The sequence below is a fragment of the Paenibacillus sp. 3LSP genome (genome assembly GCF_032465655.1).
Lineage (GTDB): Bacteria > Bacillota > Bacilli > Paenibacillales > Paenibacillaceae > Fontibacillus > Fontibacillus barengoltzii.
The window spans coordinates 1-16,608 of the sequence record NZ_JAWDJI010000067.1 but is presented as its reverse complement, the minus strand read 5'-3'; the positions used below and the strand labels follow the sequence as shown (position 1 = coordinate 16,608).

General features: G+C 52.1%; 21 protein-coding genes, 1 pseudogene and 1 riboswitch. Of the genes and pseudogenes, 14 read left to right on the top strand and 8 right to left on the bottom strand.

Annotated features, from left to right (window positions below; translation table 11 throughout):
- The first annotated feature begins 237 nt into the window (after positions 1-237).
- The 3 genes from RW092_RS04975 to RW092_RS04965 are packed head-to-tail and all read left to right on the top strand — an operon-like array spanning position 238 to position 3,067.
- Positions 238-1,317, top strand: a complete 1,080-nt coding sequence (locus RW092_RS04975; protein ID WP_016312294.1) for an ABC transporter substrate-binding protein — start codon at positions 238-240, stop codon at positions 1,315-1,317.
- A 38-nt stretch (positions 1,318-1,355) separates the two neighbouring features.
- On the top strand, positions 1,356-2,270 hold the full coding sequence (locus tag RW092_RS04970; protein ID WP_316009679.1) for an ABC transporter permease: 915 nt from the start codon (positions 1,356-1,358) through the stop codon (positions 2,268-2,270).
- On the top strand, positions 2,270-3,067 hold the full coding sequence (locus RW092_RS04965; protein WP_016312292.1) for an ABC transporter ATP-binding protein: 798 nt from the start codon (positions 2,270-2,272) through the stop codon (positions 3,065-3,067). The genes RW092_RS04970 and RW092_RS04965 overlap by 1 nt, the downstream gene beginning before the upstream one ends.
- A 72-nt stretch (positions 3,068-3,139) precedes the next feature.
- Here the strand turns inward: RW092_RS04965 and RW092_RS04960 are convergent, their stop codons facing one another.
- Positions 3,140-3,508, bottom strand: a complete 369-nt coding sequence (locus RW092_RS04960) for a DUF2512 family protein (RefSeq protein WP_016312291.1) — start codon at positions 3,506-3,508, stop codon at positions 3,140-3,142.
- A gap of 103 nt (positions 3,509-3,611) precedes the next feature.
- On the opposite strand from RW092_RS04960, the gene RW092_RS04955 reads away from it, so the two are divergent.
- From RW092_RS04955 to RW092_RS04930, 6 genes are all read left to right on the top strand, one after another.
- Complete coding sequence (locus RW092_RS04955; RefSeq protein ID WP_316009678.1) at positions 3,612-4,562, top strand: NAD(P)/FAD-dependent oxidoreductase; 951 nt, start codon at positions 3,612-3,614, stop codon at positions 4,560-4,562.
- Positions 4,552-4,854 carry an antibiotic biosynthesis monooxygenase family protein gene (locus RW092_RS04950; RefSeq protein WP_316009677.1) on the top strand — a complete coding sequence of 101 codons (303 nt, stop codon included), beginning with the start codon at positions 4,552-4,554 and terminating at the stop codon, positions 4,852-4,854. Before RW092_RS04955 ends, RW092_RS04950 begins: the two co-directional genes overlap by 11 nt.
- A 12-nt stretch (positions 4,855-4,866) precedes the next feature.
- Positions 4,867-5,328, top strand: a complete 462-nt coding sequence (locus RW092_RS04945) for a DinB family protein (RefSeq protein ID WP_316009676.1) — start codon at positions 4,867-4,869, stop codon at positions 5,326-5,328.
- A gap of 19 nt (positions 5,329-5,347) precedes the next feature.
- A complete protein-coding gene (locus RW092_RS04940) occupies positions 5,348-5,863 on the top strand; it encodes a GNAT family N-acetyltransferase (RefSeq protein WP_316009675.1) in 516 nt (171 codons plus the stop codon).
- Between the two features lie 29 nt (positions 5,864-5,892).
- Positions 5,893-6,501: a TVP38/TMEM64 family protein gene (locus RW092_RS04935; RefSeq protein ID WP_316009674.1), complete on the top strand. Its 609-nt coding sequence runs from the start codon at positions 5,893-5,895 to the stop codon at positions 6,499-6,501.
- A gap of 64 nt (positions 6,502-6,565) precedes the next feature.
- Positions 6,566-7,804: an MFS transporter gene (locus RW092_RS04930; RefSeq protein WP_316009673.1), complete on the top strand. Its 1,239-nt coding sequence runs from the start codon at positions 6,566-6,568 to the stop codon at positions 7,802-7,804.
- Positions 7,805-7,857: 53 nt separating this feature from the next.
- Here the strand turns inward: RW092_RS04930 and RW092_RS04925 are convergent, their stop codons facing one another.
- Positions 7,858-8,544: a metal-dependent hydrolase gene (locus RW092_RS04925; protein ID WP_028538923.1), complete on the bottom strand. Its 687-nt coding sequence runs from the start codon at positions 8,542-8,544 to the stop codon at positions 7,858-7,860.
- Positions 8,545-8,747: 203 nt separating this feature from the next.
- On the opposite strand from RW092_RS04925, the gene RW092_RS04920 reads away from it, so the two are divergent.
- Both RW092_RS04920 and rpoD read left to right on the top strand, forming a co-directional pair.
- On the top strand, positions 8,748-9,386 hold the full coding sequence (locus RW092_RS04920) for a DsbA family oxidoreductase (RefSeq protein WP_028538922.1): 639 nt from the start codon (positions 8,748-8,750) through the stop codon (positions 9,384-9,386).
- A 263-nt stretch (positions 9,387-9,649) separates the two neighbouring features.
- Positions 9,650-10,537 (top strand): annotated as a pseudogene (rpoD, locus tag RW092_RS04915) (RNA polymerase sigma factor RpoD); the annotation flags it as partial.
- Positions 10,538-10,562: 25 nt separating this feature from the next.
- On the opposite strand, the gene RW092_RS04910 reads toward rpoD, so the two are convergent.
- The 4 genes from RW092_RS04910 to RW092_RS04895 form a co-directional block, all read right to left on the bottom strand.
- Positions 10,563-11,678 carry a hypothetical protein gene (locus RW092_RS04910; protein WP_316009672.1) on the bottom strand — a complete coding sequence of 372 codons (1,116 nt, stop codon included), beginning with the start codon at positions 11,676-11,678 and terminating at the stop codon, positions 10,563-10,565.
- 105 nt (positions 11,679-11,783) lie between these two features.
- On the bottom strand, positions 11,784-12,155 hold the full coding sequence (gene crcB / locus RW092_RS04905; RefSeq protein WP_028538920.1) for a fluoride efflux transporter CrcB: 372 nt from the start codon (positions 12,153-12,155) through the stop codon (positions 11,784-11,786).
- Positions 12,152-12,541 (bottom strand): fluoride efflux transporter CrcB, encoded by a 390-nt coding sequence (gene crcB, locus RW092_RS04900; protein WP_371859496.1) that lies wholly within the window; start codon positions 12,539-12,541, stop codon positions 12,152-12,154. Before crcB (RW092_RS04900) ends, crcB (RW092_RS04905) begins: the two co-directional genes overlap by 4 nt.
- Before the next feature lie 41 nt (positions 12,542-12,582).
- A riboswitch (Fluoride riboswitch) is annotated at positions 12,583-12,645 on the bottom strand.
- A 49-nt stretch (positions 12,646-12,694) separates the two neighbouring features.
- Positions 12,695-13,108, bottom strand: coding sequence for a DUF4183 domain-containing protein (locus RW092_RS04895; protein ID WP_016312278.1), 414 nt, complete (start codon positions 13,106-13,108; stop codon positions 12,695-12,697).
- Between the two features lie 250 nt (positions 13,109-13,358).
- Here RW092_RS04895 and RW092_RS04890 point away from each other — a divergent pair, with 250 nt between their 5' ends.
- The 3 genes from RW092_RS04890 to RW092_RS04880 all read left to right on the top strand — a co-directional run bounded on the left by RW092_RS04890 (position 13,359) and on the right by RW092_RS04880 (position 15,447).
- Complete coding sequence (locus RW092_RS04890; RefSeq protein ID WP_316009671.1) at positions 13,359-14,000, top strand: DUF4183 domain-containing protein; 642 nt, start codon at positions 13,359-13,361, stop codon at positions 13,998-14,000.
- 89 nt (positions 14,001-14,089) lie between these two features.
- On the top strand, positions 14,090-14,506 hold the full coding sequence (gene fosB, locus RW092_RS04885; RefSeq protein WP_316009670.1) for a metallothiol transferase FosB: 417 nt from the start codon (positions 14,090-14,092) through the stop codon (positions 14,504-14,506).
- A 56-nt stretch (positions 14,507-14,562) separates the two neighbouring features.
- A complete protein-coding gene (locus tag RW092_RS04880) occupies positions 14,563-15,447 on the top strand; it encodes a radical SAM/SPASM domain-containing protein (protein WP_016312275.1) in 885 nt (294 codons plus the stop codon).
- 70 nt (positions 15,448-15,517) lie between these two features.
- On the opposite strand, the gene RW092_RS04875 is transcribed toward RW092_RS04880, so the two are convergent.
- Positions 15,518-16,354, bottom strand: coding sequence for a 1,4-dihydroxy-6-naphtoate synthase (locus RW092_RS04875; RefSeq protein WP_028538823.1), 837 nt, complete (start codon positions 16,352-16,354; stop codon positions 15,518-15,520).
- A partial coding sequence (locus RW092_RS04870; RefSeq protein ID WP_486187848.1) for a phosphorylase family protein occupies positions 16,351-16,608 on the bottom strand: 258 nt, incomplete at its 5' end. The genes RW092_RS04875 and RW092_RS04870, both read right to left, overlap by 4 nt.

Sequence of the window (16,608 nt, the reverse complement as noted above, 5' to 3'; positions counted from 1 at the left end):
TTTCGATGTGAGTGAACCGATGCCTCTTTAGTAACATTTTAACTGAGTGATCGCGCTGTATTGACGTATAATTGACCACCATTTAATATAGAAATCATACTTTGTGTCCATGTTGGGCGAATCCTTGTCCACGGGCGCTTTAATCCTTTCATCATTAAAAGCGTTAAACAGATTGTGCTTTACTGCTCCAACACTGCAGGGTCATTAATTTCATGAGAGAGAAAGGGGAAACAAAACATGAAGAAGAAGCTTGGGATGATTCTCGCCATGTCGCTGCTGCTGGTCGGCGTCGTTGCTTGCGGTAACAATGCCGGCAATGGGAATGCTGCAAATGGGGGGAACGCCGGGGGAACCGGAACAGAAAATACCACGGGTGCGGGGAATACGTCAGATTCCGATCAGAAAACGTACAAAATCGCGATTTCACAAATCGTGGAGCATCCTTCCTTGGATGCAACGCGGGAAGGCTTCCTGGATGCTTTGAAGGACGCAGGCATTGTGGAAGGAGAGAACTTGGACCTGGATTACAACAATGCGCAGGGGGATCAAACGAACAATATGACCATTGCGCAAAAAATTGCCGGTGAGAAATACGATCTGGTGCTCGCGATCGCTACGCCGCCTGCACAAGCTGTAGCGCAACAGGTGAAGAACTCGCCGATCCTGTTCGCGGCGGTCACGGATCCGGTGGATGCCAAATTGGTGGACAATTTGGATCATCCGGGCGGGAACATCTCCGGGGCTTCGGATACGAACCCGGAAGCGATTACGAGACTGATGGACTTCATTGCTGAGCACTTTAAGGATGTGAAATCCGTAGGTTTGGTTATCAACCAAGGGGAACCCAACGCCGTTGTTATGGCAAACCATGCTGAGAAGGCGCTGGAAGCTCACGGCATCAAATTGGTGAAAGCCTCGGTAACCAATACGTCGGAAGTGAAGCAAGCAGCCGAATCGTTGGTAGGGCGTGTAGATGCGCTGTACATTACGCTCGATAACATGGTCGTTGAAGCTGTCAGCACGGTGATCCAGGTCGCGAACGATAACGACATTCCGTTCTTCTCGAGTGACCGCGATACGGTGGAGAAGGGCGCTTTTGCAACGGTCGGGTTCAAGTACTATGACCACGGGTATCAAGTGGGACAAATGGCAGTTGAAGTGCTGAAGAACGGCAAAAACGTCGGTGATCTGAAAGTGACGGTGCCGGATAAGCTCGACTTGATCATGAACCTGAAAGCGGCGGCTGAGCAAGGGATCGAAGTGACCGATGCGATGAAGGATGAAATTACGGATAAGGAAAACAATTTGATCGAATAGGCAGCACTCGCTCCTAATTTCTTGAGGAGGTACTCACCATGTTGAACTCGCTGCTGGGGGCGCTGGAATCCGGCCTGCTGTATGCGCTTATGGCGCTCGGCGTATATATTACGTTCCGCATTCTCGACTTTCCGGATCTGACGGTGGACGGTAGCTTTACGACCGGCGGTGCGATCGCTGCGGTTATGATCACAGGGGGAAGCTCCCCCTGGATTGCTACGATCGTCGCTTTTTTGGGCGGCTTGGCCGCCGGTGCGATCACCGGCATCATTCATACCAAAGGACGGATTAATGGACTGCTCTCCGGGATATTGATGATGATTGCGTTGTACTCCATCAATATGCGGATCATGGGCAAACCGAATGTAGGCTTGCTTGGGGAGACGACGCTGTTCACCTCGGTTTCGCCGCTGGTGTTCATGCCGATCGTTGTGATCGCCATCAAGCTGCTGCTGGATTTGTTCTTCCGGACGGAGCTGGGCTTGGCTCTGCGGGCCACCGGTGACAATAAACGGATGATCCGCAGTTTTGGTGCCAATACGGACAATACGATTATACTCGGGCTCAGTTTGTCTAACGGGCTTGTGGCTTTGTCCGGGGCGCTCATCGCTCAACAGTCCGGCTTCGCCGACATTTCGTCAGGGATCGGGATGATCGTCATTGGGCTGGCATCGGTGATTATCGGGGAGGCGATCTTCGGGGCGCGCACGGTATTTTGGGCCACTCTGGCAGCGGTACTCGGATCCATCGTCTATCGGGTGGTTGTCGCCTTGGCGCTGCGGATTGAATGGTTGGAGCAAACTGACTTGAAGTTGATTACGGCAGTTATCGTTATTATTGCACTAGTGGTTCCGACCGTCCAAAGAAACATGAAGCAAAAAGCGGTTGCTCGTCGGCGCGCCGCTGAAATTACGCAAACTGCCGGACAGAAGAGCGCAGGGGGTGGGTTCTAATGCTGAAGTTAACCCAGGTCTCGAAGCTCTTTCATCCCGGTTCGCCGGATGAGAAGATCGCGCTCATTGATGTCAATCTGCACCTGAACCCCGGTGATTTCGTAACGGTGATCGGCAGTAACGGGGCAGGAAAGTCGACGTTGATGAATATGATCTCCGGTGTCATTAAGCCGGATGCCGGCGAGGTTCGCCTAGGCGGCGTCGACATCAGCCACCTGCCGGAGCATCGCCGCAGCAAGTGGATTGGCCGTGTGTTCCAGGACCCGATGGCCGGTACTGCTCCGCATATGACCATCGAGGAGAACTTAGCGATGGCCTACTCTCGCGGGAAGACACGCGGCCTTGTGCTCGGTGTGAACGCGAAGCGCCGTTCCATGTTCCAAGAGCAGTTACGCAGGCTGGGCATTGGCCTGGAGAACCGGCTGCGCGCCAAGGTCGGTACATTGTCGGGCGGGGAACGCCAGGCGCTGAGCCTGTTGATGGCGACGTTTACCGAACCGGAGGTGCTGCTTCTAGACGAGCATACTGCTGCACTGGACCCAGCCCGGGCTGAGCTGGTGACGAAGCTTACGCAGGAGATCGTTAGTGAGCTGAAGCTAACTACGTTGATGGTCACCCACAACATGGAGCAAGCGATCCGATTGGGGAACCGCCTTATCATGATGGATGGCGGGCGGATTATTCTCGATGTGGATGAAACGAACAAACGCGAGTTAACGATCGAACGGCTGCTAGGTGAATTTGAGCGGATCAGCGGCCACAAGTTGTCCGATGATCGCGTCATGCTGGGCAGCTAATTTGCAACTAAACCATCTACACAAAGCGCGAGTGCATAGGGGAATCCCTTGTACTCGCGCTTTTTTCGTTGTTTATCGAGCATCACGCACTCGTACGCTGCTATCCCTGCGAATGCCGTCTCGCAGCATCCAAGCGTGCAAGAACCATTCAAACACACCCATCACGATGGTAATGGCAAGGATTTCGCTAAGGGACAACGTCCATTCCGCGTTGGCGGCAATCGCCCACAGGAGGATAAAGACGAGAAACGCATCCACCACGGTTGCAATCGCATTGTTCGTCCGTGGAAGGATGAAGTAGTCCCCGAATAAATAGGCTAGAATAGACAACGCTAAAGCTGTCAACAGCGCTGAGATGAATGAAGCGTTGCTTAAGAGCATCACCATGACGATGACGATAATTCCATTGCCAAGTAGCTTGACGAGAAACTTGTCCAACATCTTTCACCTCCTTGTTTTACGCTTTAATTTTCTCCTAAGGGGAAAGTGGCTATACACTGAGTGAACGACAGCAATCCATAGCTAAGGAAAGCGAGATAACAACATGACTCAAACCACAAACTACGACTGTATGATCATTGGCGGCGGTATTGCAGGATTACAAGCCGCGATTCAGCTAGGTCGGTACTCGGTCCACAACGTACTCGTTATAGACACAGGTTACGGGAGATCTACGTTATGCCGGCAATATCATAATCTGCTGGGGTTTCCGGAAGGGATTTCCGGCGAAGAATTACGCGACCGGGGGAGAACACAGGCGACGTCTTATGGTGTGAAATTTGTGCAGGATACCGTAATCGAGGCAAAGAAACGGGAGGAGGGATTTCAGGTAAAAACATTAACCGGCCAAACGTATTCAGGTCGAACCTTGCTGCTCGCGACCGGTGTACTGGACCGTTTTCCCGATATCCCTGGTTTGGTTCCTACGCTTGGGCTAAGCGTCTACGTCTGCCCGGATTGTGACGGATACGAAATTGAAGGGCGTAATACGGTATTAATGGGGGCGGGGGACACCGGTGCCAAGATGGCACTCCTGCTCATCCAGCGGACCCGGGATTTAACTTATGTGAATCATGAACAGACACCTGTTGCCCCATCGCTCCTGAAACGGATGGAGGAACAGGGGATTCGCTACGAGGAAGCGGCCATCGCCGAAGTGAAGCAATCCGAAGGCTTCATCCGCAGTGTGAACTTACAGGATGGACGGAGCTTAGCAGCAGAACGGGGATTTATTGCGTTTGGCCGCAATGAAGTTCATTCCGGTTTAGCTGCTCAGTTGGGAGTGCGCATTGCCGAGAACCGTCATATCGAGACGAATCCACGGACGAAGCAGACGAACGTCCCTGGCGTGTGGGTGGCTGGGGATCTAGGACTTCATGCGGAACAGGTTAGCGTGGCTATGGGGGAAGGCTCAATTGCCGCAATTTGGATTCATAAAGCACTTAGTCCGTGCTATAATCAGTTGAACGGAGGGGATGCAGAGGATGATTCTTGAAGTAGCTGAGCTGCATGTGAAGCCCGGAATGATTAATGATTTCGAAAGCCAATTCCGCAAGGCTTCCAAAATTATCAGCCGGGTGTCCGGTTATCTAGGACATGAGCTTCATAAGTGTGTAGAGACCGAAAATAAATATATTCTACTAGTGCGTTGGCAATCGATATCTGCCCATGAGGTAGGTTTCCGTCAATCTCCTGATTATGAGGAATGGAAAACGCTGCTTCATCCATTCTACGATCCCATGCCTACAGTGGAGCACTACGTTCAAATTAAACATGAAATGGACTAGGAGGGAAAGGGAATGGAAGAGATGATTTGGCGGCAGCTTGATTTTGTACGGTCCCAAACTTTGAAGCTGGTAAGAACGATACCGGAAGAGAAATTGACGATGATTCCAGCAGGTTTTCGCAATCATATGTTATGGAATTTGGGCCATCTCGCTTTGGTTTTGGATAAATACGCTTATTCCTTTACCGGGAGAACGCCAAAACTGCCGGCGATATATCAAGAACTGTTCGCCAACGGAACTGCACCGGCGGAATGGAGCTCTGAAAGTCCTGCACTGGATGAAATTCTGAAGGTGCTCGAGGATCAACCTCTGCAGGTAAAAGCAGAACTATCCGGCCGGCTTGAAGAAAAGATCGACCCGTACACGACCTCCTCTGGCTATCGGATTGAAACCGTCGGCCAGTTAATCAATTTTACAACGTATCATGAAGGCATGCATTTTAGTGTGCTTAAGCTGTACAACAAAATTGTGTAAGGACTGTGAGCATGTACATATGACGGAACATTTCGAATATACGATTGAAGACGCCACGCCGGAGGACTTGCCGGCGATCGTGGCGATTTACAATGAGACGATCGCTGGACGCCTGGTTACCGCAGATTTGGAGCCGGTGACCGTTGAAGCTAGACGGAAATGGTTTGATGAGCATTCGCCTGATTTCCGGCCGCTATTGGTCATGAAATCTGAGGTGAAAGTCATCGCCTGGCTCAGCTTTCAGTCCTTTTACGGGCGACCGGCCTATAACGGAACAGCCGAAATCAGTATTTATATTACAGAAGCCTACCGTTCTCGCGGAATCGGAGGAATCTTGTTAAATCGAGCTTTTGCAGTTTGTCCTGAGATTGGGGTACATACGCTGCTTGGATTCGTGTTTGGTCATAACGAGCCGAGCCTAAAGCTGCTTAGTAAGTTCGGCTTCGAACGTTGGGCGCATTTGCCCCGGGTAGCCAATTTGGATGGCGTAGAAAGGGATCTCGTTATTTTGGGAAAACGGGTTGTTGAGGCTTAAAATGCTTTGGGGAATGGGGATCAAATCATTTGAACGAATGGGTTAAAGAAATCACGGACTGGTTCTTGGAGACGACGCAGTTGAGCGGATACTCGATCCTGCTGCTTACGATCCCGCTCGCAGTTGTACAGGGGCTTTTTGGATTTTTTCCATTTGCCACGATCGTGATGCTGCATCTCTCCCTGCTGGGGATCACGAACGGTTTATTCGCTAGCTGGATTGCTGGAACGGCGGCGGGGATGGTCGTTTATCTGATGTGCAGATACTTTTTCGCGGATTGGTTTCACCGTCGGTGGTTAGCTAAGCTGCAAAAATACGAAAAATGGCAAAAAGGGCTAGACCGCTATGGGGTATGGGCAGTAATCTTTCTCCGCACCATTCCGATTATGCCCAACAATCTCATTTCGTTTATGTCGGCGATTTCGAATCTAAAGCTCCATTCTTATGTCTGGTCTAACCTGGTTGGGAACCTGTCAAGTATCTGGCTGTTTGGGATCTTAAGCGCATCGATCGTGTTTCCGGGGGTAAATCTTCAGGACTTGATCTTCTCCTACGTCTTATTCTTGCTTGTGCTGGGCGTCATATTCGTGATTCGCAACCGGATCCTGTCCAAGAAGAAAGAAGGCATGAGATCTTAGCATGGATCGACCGCTTTCCGGGATAAGCTACAGTTAGAACAAGATTGGTTAGGGGGCGAGTCGTTTGAATGCTCAGGAACAGGCTTTCCAAGGAAGACCCGCGTCAGCACGGCGGAAGCTGCTATTCAGCGCCGGGCTCAGCTGGATGTTTGATGCGATGGACGTCGGGATGATTTCGTTTATCGCTGCGGCACTTGCGGTAGAATGGAGCTTAACGCCGCAGCAGACCGGCTTCTTTACCGCGATCAACTCCGTAGGGATGGCGTTTGGCGCAGCGATTGCCGGTTATATGGCGGACAAGTTTGGCCGCAAATCCGTACTTCTATGGACACTGTTGATTTTCTCGATCGCCAGCGGTTTGTCGGCTGCCGCTACAAGTTTTGCGATCCTTTGCTTGCTTCGCTTTATTGCCGGCTTTGGGCTTGGCGGTGAGCTTCCGGTCGCTTCCACATTGGTATCTGAATCGGTGTCGGTTCAGGAACGTGGAAAATCCGTCGTGCTGCTGGAGAGCTTCTGGGCTGCCGGTTGGATTGCTTCGGCGTTGATCTCGTATTTCATCATACCGGATTATGGATGGCAGGCCGCTTTTCTCATCGGTGCGATCCCTGCGTTATACGCGCTGTACTTGCGCCAATCCATCCAGGAGCCAGCCCGATTTAAACAGCAGACGGGTCATCTACAAGAGCGGGGTCTTTCTTTCGGGGAGCGGTTTAAGTCCGTTTGGGCTTCTCCGCACCGCCGTTCGACGGTGATGCTATGGATTTTGTGGTTTACCGTTGTCTTTTCGTATTATGGCATGTTTCTGTGGCTGCCTTCGGTGATGGTCCTGAAAGGCTTCAGCTTGGTCAAAAGCTTTGAATACGTGCTGATCATGACGTTGGCGCAATTACCAGGCTATTTTACGGCCGCCTATTTCATCGAGAAGTTTGGGCGTAAGTTTGTGCTGGTGTTGTATTTGCTGCTCACTGCAGCCAGCGCCGCCTGGTTTGGCATTGCATCCAGCGAAGGTATGCTGATTGCTGCCGGGATCTGCTTGTCCTTCTTTAATCTGGGGGCATGGGGCGGCATGTATGCGTATACCCCGGAACTATACCCGACGCGGGTGCGTTCTACCGGAGTTGGCTTGGCCGCTTCCTTTGGACGGGTCGGCGGCATTATCGCTCCGTATTTGGTTGGCATGCTGGTTGCCCGGCACGTCGCCATCGGAGGAATCTTCTGGATGTTCTTCGTGACGATTCTAATTGGGGCACTGGCCGTGTTTTGGTTGGGGACCGAGACGCGGGGGAAGGAGTTGGCGGATTAAAAAACAGCAAAATTGCTGCAAAGTGCAACCATTTTGCTGTTCATCCGTTTAATTTAGAAGTTGTCCAAAGAATCGCCCGGCTTCAAGGCATGACCTGTAATGCCGATCCGTGCGAGATCTGCGACAAATTGTTCCCCGTCCTGGGCAATGGCATCAAACGTATTGTAGTGCACAGGGACAACGTGCTTGGCGCCAATCCATTCAGCTGCGGTTAGAGCATCCTCCGGTCCCATAGTAAAATGATCGCCAATCGGCAGGAATGCGAGATCGACCGGGCCGCGAGAGCTAACCAATTTCATATCGCTGAATAAGGCGGTATCTCCGGCATGATAAAGGATTGTTCCGTCAAGATCGAGCAGGATTCCAGCGGCCACGCCAAGATATACATTTACGCCGTTATGATTAACGGACGAGCTGTGCAGCGCAGGCACCCATTTTAATTTACCAAACGGGAACGTACGGGAGCCGCCAAGGTTCATGCCAACCGTTTGCAGTCCAGTGCCAGCAAAATAATCTGCCAGCTCGACAATGGCGAGAATCGGCGCATTGTTTCGCCGGGCGATGCTTTCCGCATCTGCGATATGATCGGAATGACCATGAGTCAGCAGCACATAATCGACTTGAATGTCATCGGCTGCGACAGCTGCCGAAGGATTTCCGGTGAGGAATGGATCAATGATCAACTGATGCTTTCCTGTGTCTACCAGGATGCAGGAATGTCCCAAATAAGTCACTTTCATAGAATCACCTCTTATGGAAAAATATCCTTACTTGTTTATTATAGCTGCCTTAGACAAGCAAGTCACATCTTGCGGGAAGGTGCAGCATAAACGCAAGGAAATCCCATATGATGGTGATTGAACAATTCATCCTTGTCGGAGAGCTGGCAGCGAATGAGGGCTAATCCGGCAAGGAGCTTGCGCTAAAAAAGGAGGAGATTGATGTGAAAATTGAAGTGTGGTCGGACTTTGGCTGTCCGTTTTGTTATATTGGCAAGCGTCGCCTCGAAAGGGCTTTAGAATCTTTTAGTCATCGAGATGAGATCGAACTCGTATACCGCAGCTTTGAACTGGATCCAGGGGCACCTAAGGATACAGAGTCGAGCATTCATGAACTGTTAGCGGTCAAATACGGCCTCAGCCTGGAGCAGGCGAAGGAATCTAACCGCAATGTTGCACAGCAGGCTCAAACGGAAGGCTTGACGTATAACTTTGATACGATCATTCCTACGAATACGTTTGATGCTCATCGCTTAGCGCATTATGCTGGGGAACAGGGCAAGGCGAAGGAGATGACGGAGCGGTTGTTCCGGGCTTATTTTACGGATTCGCTGCATATCGGGGACCGGGACACATTGGTTCGTTTGGCGGAAGAGGTGGGCTTGGATGGTGCCGCCGTTAGGGAAGTGTTGGAGCAAAATACGTATGCCGATGCTGTTCGCGAGGATGAGAATGAAGCAAGAAGACTTGGGATTCGCGGCGTACCGTTCTTTGTGCTGCGCGGGAAGTATGCAGTCTCAGGGGCACAACCGTTGGAAATTTTCCAAGGGGCATTGTTACGGGCTTGGGAAGATCTGTCTTGATTGATCGATTTAGAGTCATAGGCAAACCAAAAAACGCTGATCCGGAAGGATCAGCGTCTCACTCTGCGAACAAAATTAAAAATAAATGTTGTATAAAATAATGAACTGTGGTAAAATGACGGATAGCCAATCACAAAACACTCACGCAATAATCTCCTCAATAATAGCATAAAATCAATCATTTGTCAAATGGATTTGTGGCTTTAGAGATATAGAAGTGGTTTTCGCATTTAATTTTTAGGGTGGGGGTCTGGAAGATGACAGAGGACTTGAAGAATAATGAATTGGATTACACCGACGATCTGACGTTACCGCCAGGAATTAAAATCGATGACCCGGTCAGAATGTATCTGAAGGAAATCGGGCGCGTGCCTCTGTTGTCCGCAGAGGAGGAAATTGAGCTTGCGCAGCGCATCGAGAACGGGGATGAGGAAGCGAAGCGCAGATTGGCTGAAGCGAATCTCAGATTGGTGGTCAGCATTGCCCGTCGTTATGTTGGGCGCGGGATGGTATTCCTGGACCTGATTCAAGAGGGCAACATGGGCTTGATCAAAGCGGTGGAGAAGTTCGATTATTCGAAAGGATTCAAGTTCAGTACTTACGCCACCTGGTGGATTCGTCAAGCGATTACCCGTGCGATTGCAGACCAAGCCCGGACGATCCGAATTCCGGTTCATATGGTGGAAACCATTAATAAATTGATCCGTGTCTCCCGGCAGTTGCTCCAGGAGATCGGACGCGAGCCGACTCCGGAGGAGATCGCGAAGGAGATGGATCTAACGCCGGATAAGGTGCGGGAGATCATGAAGATTGCTCAGGAGCCGGTCTCGTTGGAAACGCCAATCGGCGAAGAGAACGATTCGAATCTCGGCGACTTCATCGAAGATCACGATGCTCCGGCTCCGGCAGAAGCTGCAGCTTATGAGTTGTTAAAGGAGCAGTTGGAAGAAGTATTGGATACACTGACAGAGCGTGAGGAAAATGTCCTTCGCCTGCGTTTCGGGATGGATGACGGCCGGACGCGGACGTTGGAAGAGGTTGGCAAGGAGTTTGGGGTAACGCGCGAACGGATTCGTCAGATTGAAGCCAAAGCGCTGCGCAAACTTCGGCATCCAAGCCGCAGCAAGCGGCTGAAAGATTTTATGGAATAACATCGTAAGCTCCCCAAGGATACCCTTAGGGAGCTTTTTTTGCTGTAGCATGCCGACGGAGTGGTCGAGGAGATGCCGTAATCGGTCGAAGGGATTTGACCAGTTTCGCCGGTAATGGCCGAATGCATATAAACCTATTGCTCTTCCCCCGTTGGGCTCGCAGCAGTCGCCCCGACGCAGGCTTCGCTGCCCTCGTGCCAAACACCTGCATAAACCATTCAATGGGATAGGAGATAGACAACATTCCGTTTTCCGATCCCGCAAAGTTAACTGCAGCGGCAAGATTGCCTTTGCTCGTCAGCCACACGGAGCCGGAATCGCCTTCCAGGGAGACGGGGCGCTTGCCGCGGATCACGCTTTGGTTCTTGAAGGTAATCGTCCCCAAATTGCCGTAATCCCCGTAGTCGACCTGAACATCGGTATGGATCGATTCCACCGTACCGGTCCCCACACCGGTCGTCCGTCCTACCTTCTTGAGACGATCGCCAACTTTATAGGATCGTACATGCCCGGGGACGATGCCAAAGACGGCATAGGCTGGTCTCAGCAAAGAGCGTCGCAAAGGTTTGGCGGTGGCCGCGTCCAAATAATTCGCCCGTTTGCGGCTCAGCTTAACGAAACGGTCCAGCTGACCGATGCGGTCCTTGGGAACGGTACCTCCATCGGCGCCTCCCGGCTGCACCGTGGCAGAGAAACGCCGGGTATTATTATTAACGAGAACGTGGTTGTTACTAAGGATCAGACGTTCACATCCGGAGGCATCGCTGACGATCAAACCAGCTGTGCCGGAGGAATCCGAAGTGCCCACGCTGTAGCCGGCCACGACCGGGCGAATTCGGCGAGTGAACCTGGTGCTCGGACCGTTACCGGAACGTTTACAGAACCTGGGGGAACGAACGATTCGAAACGGCACGCCAGCCCGAGGTTTGAGATAACGAGGTAATGCTGTGGTGCGGGGTGACTTGTTTTTTTTGGCAGCAGCGGCTTTGGACAGAGTATCGGCATATACAATAATGGCTGCGCCTCGTTTTGGGTGTTTGGGGTCCCGCAAACCGACACCTACACCATGAACTCCGTTCAACCTGAGCATCTTCCCGGCAATGCGTTGTTTCAGCAAATAAGCTCTACGAAAACTGGCCAATTGGAATCACCTTTTCTCGCATGTTTGCGGATTTGCTGCATTATATGCTGGAGCCGAGACGCTTGATCGTTATACGGGCGGATGCCTTTGGAATGAGCGGTATCGCTAGTATGAGGCAAGCCAGCTGCCGAACCAAGCGAAAGTCACGCCGAGTAAAGCCGAGGTGAGCACATACACGATAGCCTTTTGTTTTTGCCCCTTGTTGATTAGGGTGATTGTTTCATATCCAAAAGTGGAGAATGTTGTGTAGGCCCCACAAAATCCCGTGCCTATCATCAACCAACTCCAGTCAGAGATGGCCTGCCGTGTATGGAGTCCGGCTAGGATGCCAAGCAGGAGGCTGCCGCTGAGATTGATCACCCAAGTTCCCCAAGGGAATTGCGAACCGCGAGAGGCGGTTTGGGTAGAGATCCATTGGCCTAAGTAGTAACGAAGCAACGTGCCGAGAATGCCGCCAAGTCCTACGATACCGATCATGCGGGATCACCTTCCTTAGGAGCTTGTTGTTTTTGACCTAAGCGGACTCCAATCCAAGCCATGAGAAGACCGCCGAGTAAGCTGATGAACAGATAGGCTAGTGCTGCAACCAGCTGTCCGGTATGTACCGCATCAACGGTCTGGACCGTGAAGGTAGAGAACGTCGTAAATGCACCGGCAAATCCTGTTCCAGCCCCGATGCGTAGACTGGGATGGATTTTTCGCAAAGCTGCGACGGTAAACAACCACCCGAGAAATAGGCAACCGGCCCAGTTGATGAGCAGGATCGATAGGGGGAAAGCTCCGATGTTTGGAATCCAGAGGGACAGACCGTAGCGGAGCAGGGTACCGAGGAAGCCCCCAACAATCAATGCAAGGATATTCAATATGCTCGACCTCCTGAAAAATAGACAGACTCCTACCAGAGAATCTGGTAGGAGTCATCAGCTCCAAATGAGCGGTTCAGGCGAACTCCATCGCCTTATTGCGTTATCATTGGCAATATTTTATGCCATGAGGCGACGGCTCGTCAATATGGATTACGTGATAATCGTAATCGTAGGCGCCGATATCGTTGGCGGGGTCGTGATCGTGGAAACGACGTTGCTGAAGCTGCCCACTTCAATCATAACGGGAATCCCCGGGGTCAAGTCCACGGTGTCGAGCACGAGGCTGGCCGTGGTCAGCGTGGATAACGAAGCTTGTTGAAGTACGCCGTTAATGTAAACGTTGAGATAATCAGTGGTGGTGAGCTCAGGCAGATCCGTAATCGGTGCGTCGGCATCGTCAACGAAGCTGTCGGCAGGAATGGTCGTTTCAGTAGCACCGATCATGTCGGCTGTTAACGTGGCGAAGTAACGGGAGACCGTTGGTGTAATTACAGTAGTAACTTCACCCCCAGAGGCGACTGGAGCGGATGCTACTGCCGTAAATACGGGTTTTATTACAGGCATCTAACATTACCTCCTCATCTTTGATGGTATCGAAGGTGTCCGATATATCATATATAATGATGCAACTTCGTAAAGTGATAGGGCAGACAGCCTCCGTTGAATATGGATTTTTGGAACGACGTGAAGCCATTTGCCCAAGCATCCAAGGCGGGTTATTCATAGGATAGGAAAGTAAGGCTTGAAGAACCATCTGGCCAGGGGGAAGCGGTGCATGGGAGCGGTAAGAGCTGCTTGCAAAAAGACAAAGCGTATGAACAAACGGTGGCAACAAGTGCATAAGGTGAAGCACTGCTCGGCAAGCTCGCGTCGTCGACGCCGGAAACGGACCGTGTCTTCACTGCGGGATCGTTATCTGCAAGCAGTGAGTCTGATGCGGGAATACCGTCGTGCATTGTGGCAGTATGAGCGGTGGATACGTGAGAGAGAAGCGGGAGACCCGGCCGATATAAGGGGAGTTCCCGGGCCGGCGGGGCCGCAGGGCATGCCAGGGAGCGGAGGGCCGATGGGGCCGCCGGGACCCCAAGGTGAGTCAGGAGCAGTCGGGCCAATGGGACCGCCAGGACCGCCAGGACCGCCGGGACCGCCTGCAGTCGAAATTCTCGTAACCCCAGCCGTATTCCGTTACTTTTATGCGGCCCCTGCTGATATGACCGGGACCGTTCACATCCCTGCCAATCAATTTACGGACGACGCAGGGAATACGCCTGTAGTTTTTGCCGGGATTGGTGACGGGGCGTACACCAATTTATTTATCAACGGCATGCCGCAGGAAGGCCGATTGTTTGTACTGGAGCCGGAGTCTTTGACGTTGGCGCTGGGGCAGGATATGATAGGGGCAGGCACGCCGATTATTGTGGAAAACGTGCGAATCACCGCCAAAGCTACATCCTAAACTAGGAAAACGAAGCAAGATGAAGATTGATCGTCGTGGCAGGGCACCAGGCCTTGTCACGTTCTGTTTGAGAGAATAGGAGGATTTGCTTGAAGATTAATGGCATTAATCATTTCTGTTTCTCCGTATCTGATTTGGATCGATCCATGGCGTTTTATGAGCAGGTCTTTGGCGCGAGTCCCCTGGTGAAAGGGCGCAAACTTGCCTACTTCGATTTGAACGGGCTGTGGATCGCCTTAAATCAGGAAGACCTTCCGAGGGACAAGCAGCACCGTACATATACGCATATCGCTTTTTCGATCGACGAGCGGGATTTCGAGGCTTTTCAGAATCGACTTCGGGAATTCAACGTCGAAGTACTGCCGGGGCGTGAAAGAGATGCGCGCGACCAAAAGTCAATTTATTTTCTGGACCCGGACGGCCATATGTTCGAATTGCACACCGGGACTTTGCAAGACCGACTGGATTACTATAAAGCGGACAAAGATCATATGATCTTTTACTAACCGCCTTTCATTGATAGAATAAGACAGTAACTAAAATTTAAACGAAGTAGGTCACCATGAAAAAATTTAAAAAGTTCTATATCGAAACGACCAGCATCTGCAATTTGGCTTGCAGCTTCTGTCCGCCTACCCATCGCCAGGCGCAGTTTATCAAGGTGGAGGATTTTCGCAAAATTCTGGACGACATCAAGCCGCATACGGACTATATTTATTTCCATGTCAAAGGCGAGCCGCTGCTGCACCCCAAGATCGATCAGTTGCTCGACATCAGTCACGAAAAAGGGTTTAAGGTCAACATCACCACGAACGGCACGCTGCTCCCCAAAGTGCGGCATAAGCTGCTTGGCAAGCCGGCGCTGCGGCAGATGAATTTTTCGCTGCACAGCTTTGATGGACATGAAGGTTCAACTGACCGGGAGGGGTATTTGCGAAACGTTTTGTCCTTCGTGCGAGAGGCGGTAGCTGCGTCCGATTTGATCGTTTCGTTCCGGCTGTGGAATTTGACGCAGGATAATGAGACGAACCTGCAACGGATGCGTAACCGGGAGACGCTCGCCATCATTGAGGAGGAATTCAACCTAGATTACCGGATTGAGGAGAAAGTCACACCGGGAAGCGGGGTTAAATTAGCCGAGCGGATCTACTTGAACCAAGATTACGAATTTGATTGGCCGGACTTGCGCGCTCCGGAGGACGATGGCAAAGGCTTCTGCCATGCGCTGCGCAACCAAGCCGGAATTCTCGTGGACGGCACGGTCATTCCTTGCTGTCTGGATGGGGAAGGGATCATTAATCTTGGGAATGTGTACAAGACGCCGTTTTCAGAGATAGTGGAAGGAGAACGGGCGAACCGTCTATACGAAGGCTTCTCTCGGCGCGAGGCCGTAGAGGAGCTATGCCGGAAATGCGGGTATCGCAAGCGGTTCGGCGGAGGGGCGTAAGTCCCTTATCCAAAGAAAGAAGGGGCCGAGATTCGGCTCCTTTTTTCTTTGTTAGATCGATTGATATGGCTCACCAGCTGGGATTCAGCTTGGCTGGATCGATTTTGGGCACCAAGCCTTCGGCCGCCGCGCGGTCCAGCAAACCGTGGATGGCCGCATAGCCGTCCTCGCCTAAATCGGCAGTATATTGGTTCACATACAGTCCGATATGCGCTTTCTGCACCTCGGGCGACATTTCCTGCGCATGGCTCATCACATAGTCCGCCGAAGCGTCCGGATGCGCCCAAGCATATTCCACGGATTCCCGTGTCCAGCGGGCTATCGAGGCTAGATCCAGCGACCGGCGAGCGATGATGGCGCCGAGGGGGATTGGCAAGCCCGTGTCAGATTCCCACCAGTTACCCAGGTCTTGAAGCAGATGGAGTCCATAATTTTGATAAGTAAAACGCGCCTCATGAATCACCAAGCCTGCATCCAGTTCGCCGCGTTGAACGGCCGGCATGATCTCGTCAAACGGCATGACGACGATCTCGCCGACACCGCCGGGCACATGCTTTGCTGCCCAGAGCCGAAACAGCAGGTAAGCGGTGGAACGTTCGCTTGGCACCGCTACGCGGCGGCCCGACAGGTCGGAAGCCGAGGATGCCTTCGCCGTTAATACAAGCGGTCCGCAGCCTCGGCCCAGCGCTCCGCCGCACGGGAGCAGTGCGTATTCGTCCAGCACCCAAGGGAGCGCGGCATAGGAAATTTTCAGCACCTCAGGTCCGGTGCCGGAAGCCGCCCAACCGTTCGTAATATCAATATCCGCATAGGAGACATCCAGCTCCGGAGCGCCCGGGATTAAGCCGTGAACCCACGCGTGGAACACAAAAGTATCGTTAGGACAAGGCGAAAAAGCGATTTTCATGATTGCAACACCTCCGGTAGTTTAGCGCAAGCTTGCTCTAAAGCTTGCAAAGCATCGCCGATTTTCCAAAGTTCCCGTTGCCTTGGACCTACAGCGTTCGAGATGGCGCGCAGTTCCAGCACGGGAACGCCGAACTGGCGGGCGGCTTCAGCCACGCCAAAGCCTTCCATCGCTTCGGCGCCGGCGCCGGGATAACGCTTGGCAAGCCGTTGTGCCGTTTCCGCCGTCCCAGTGACGGTGGATAACGTCAGGAT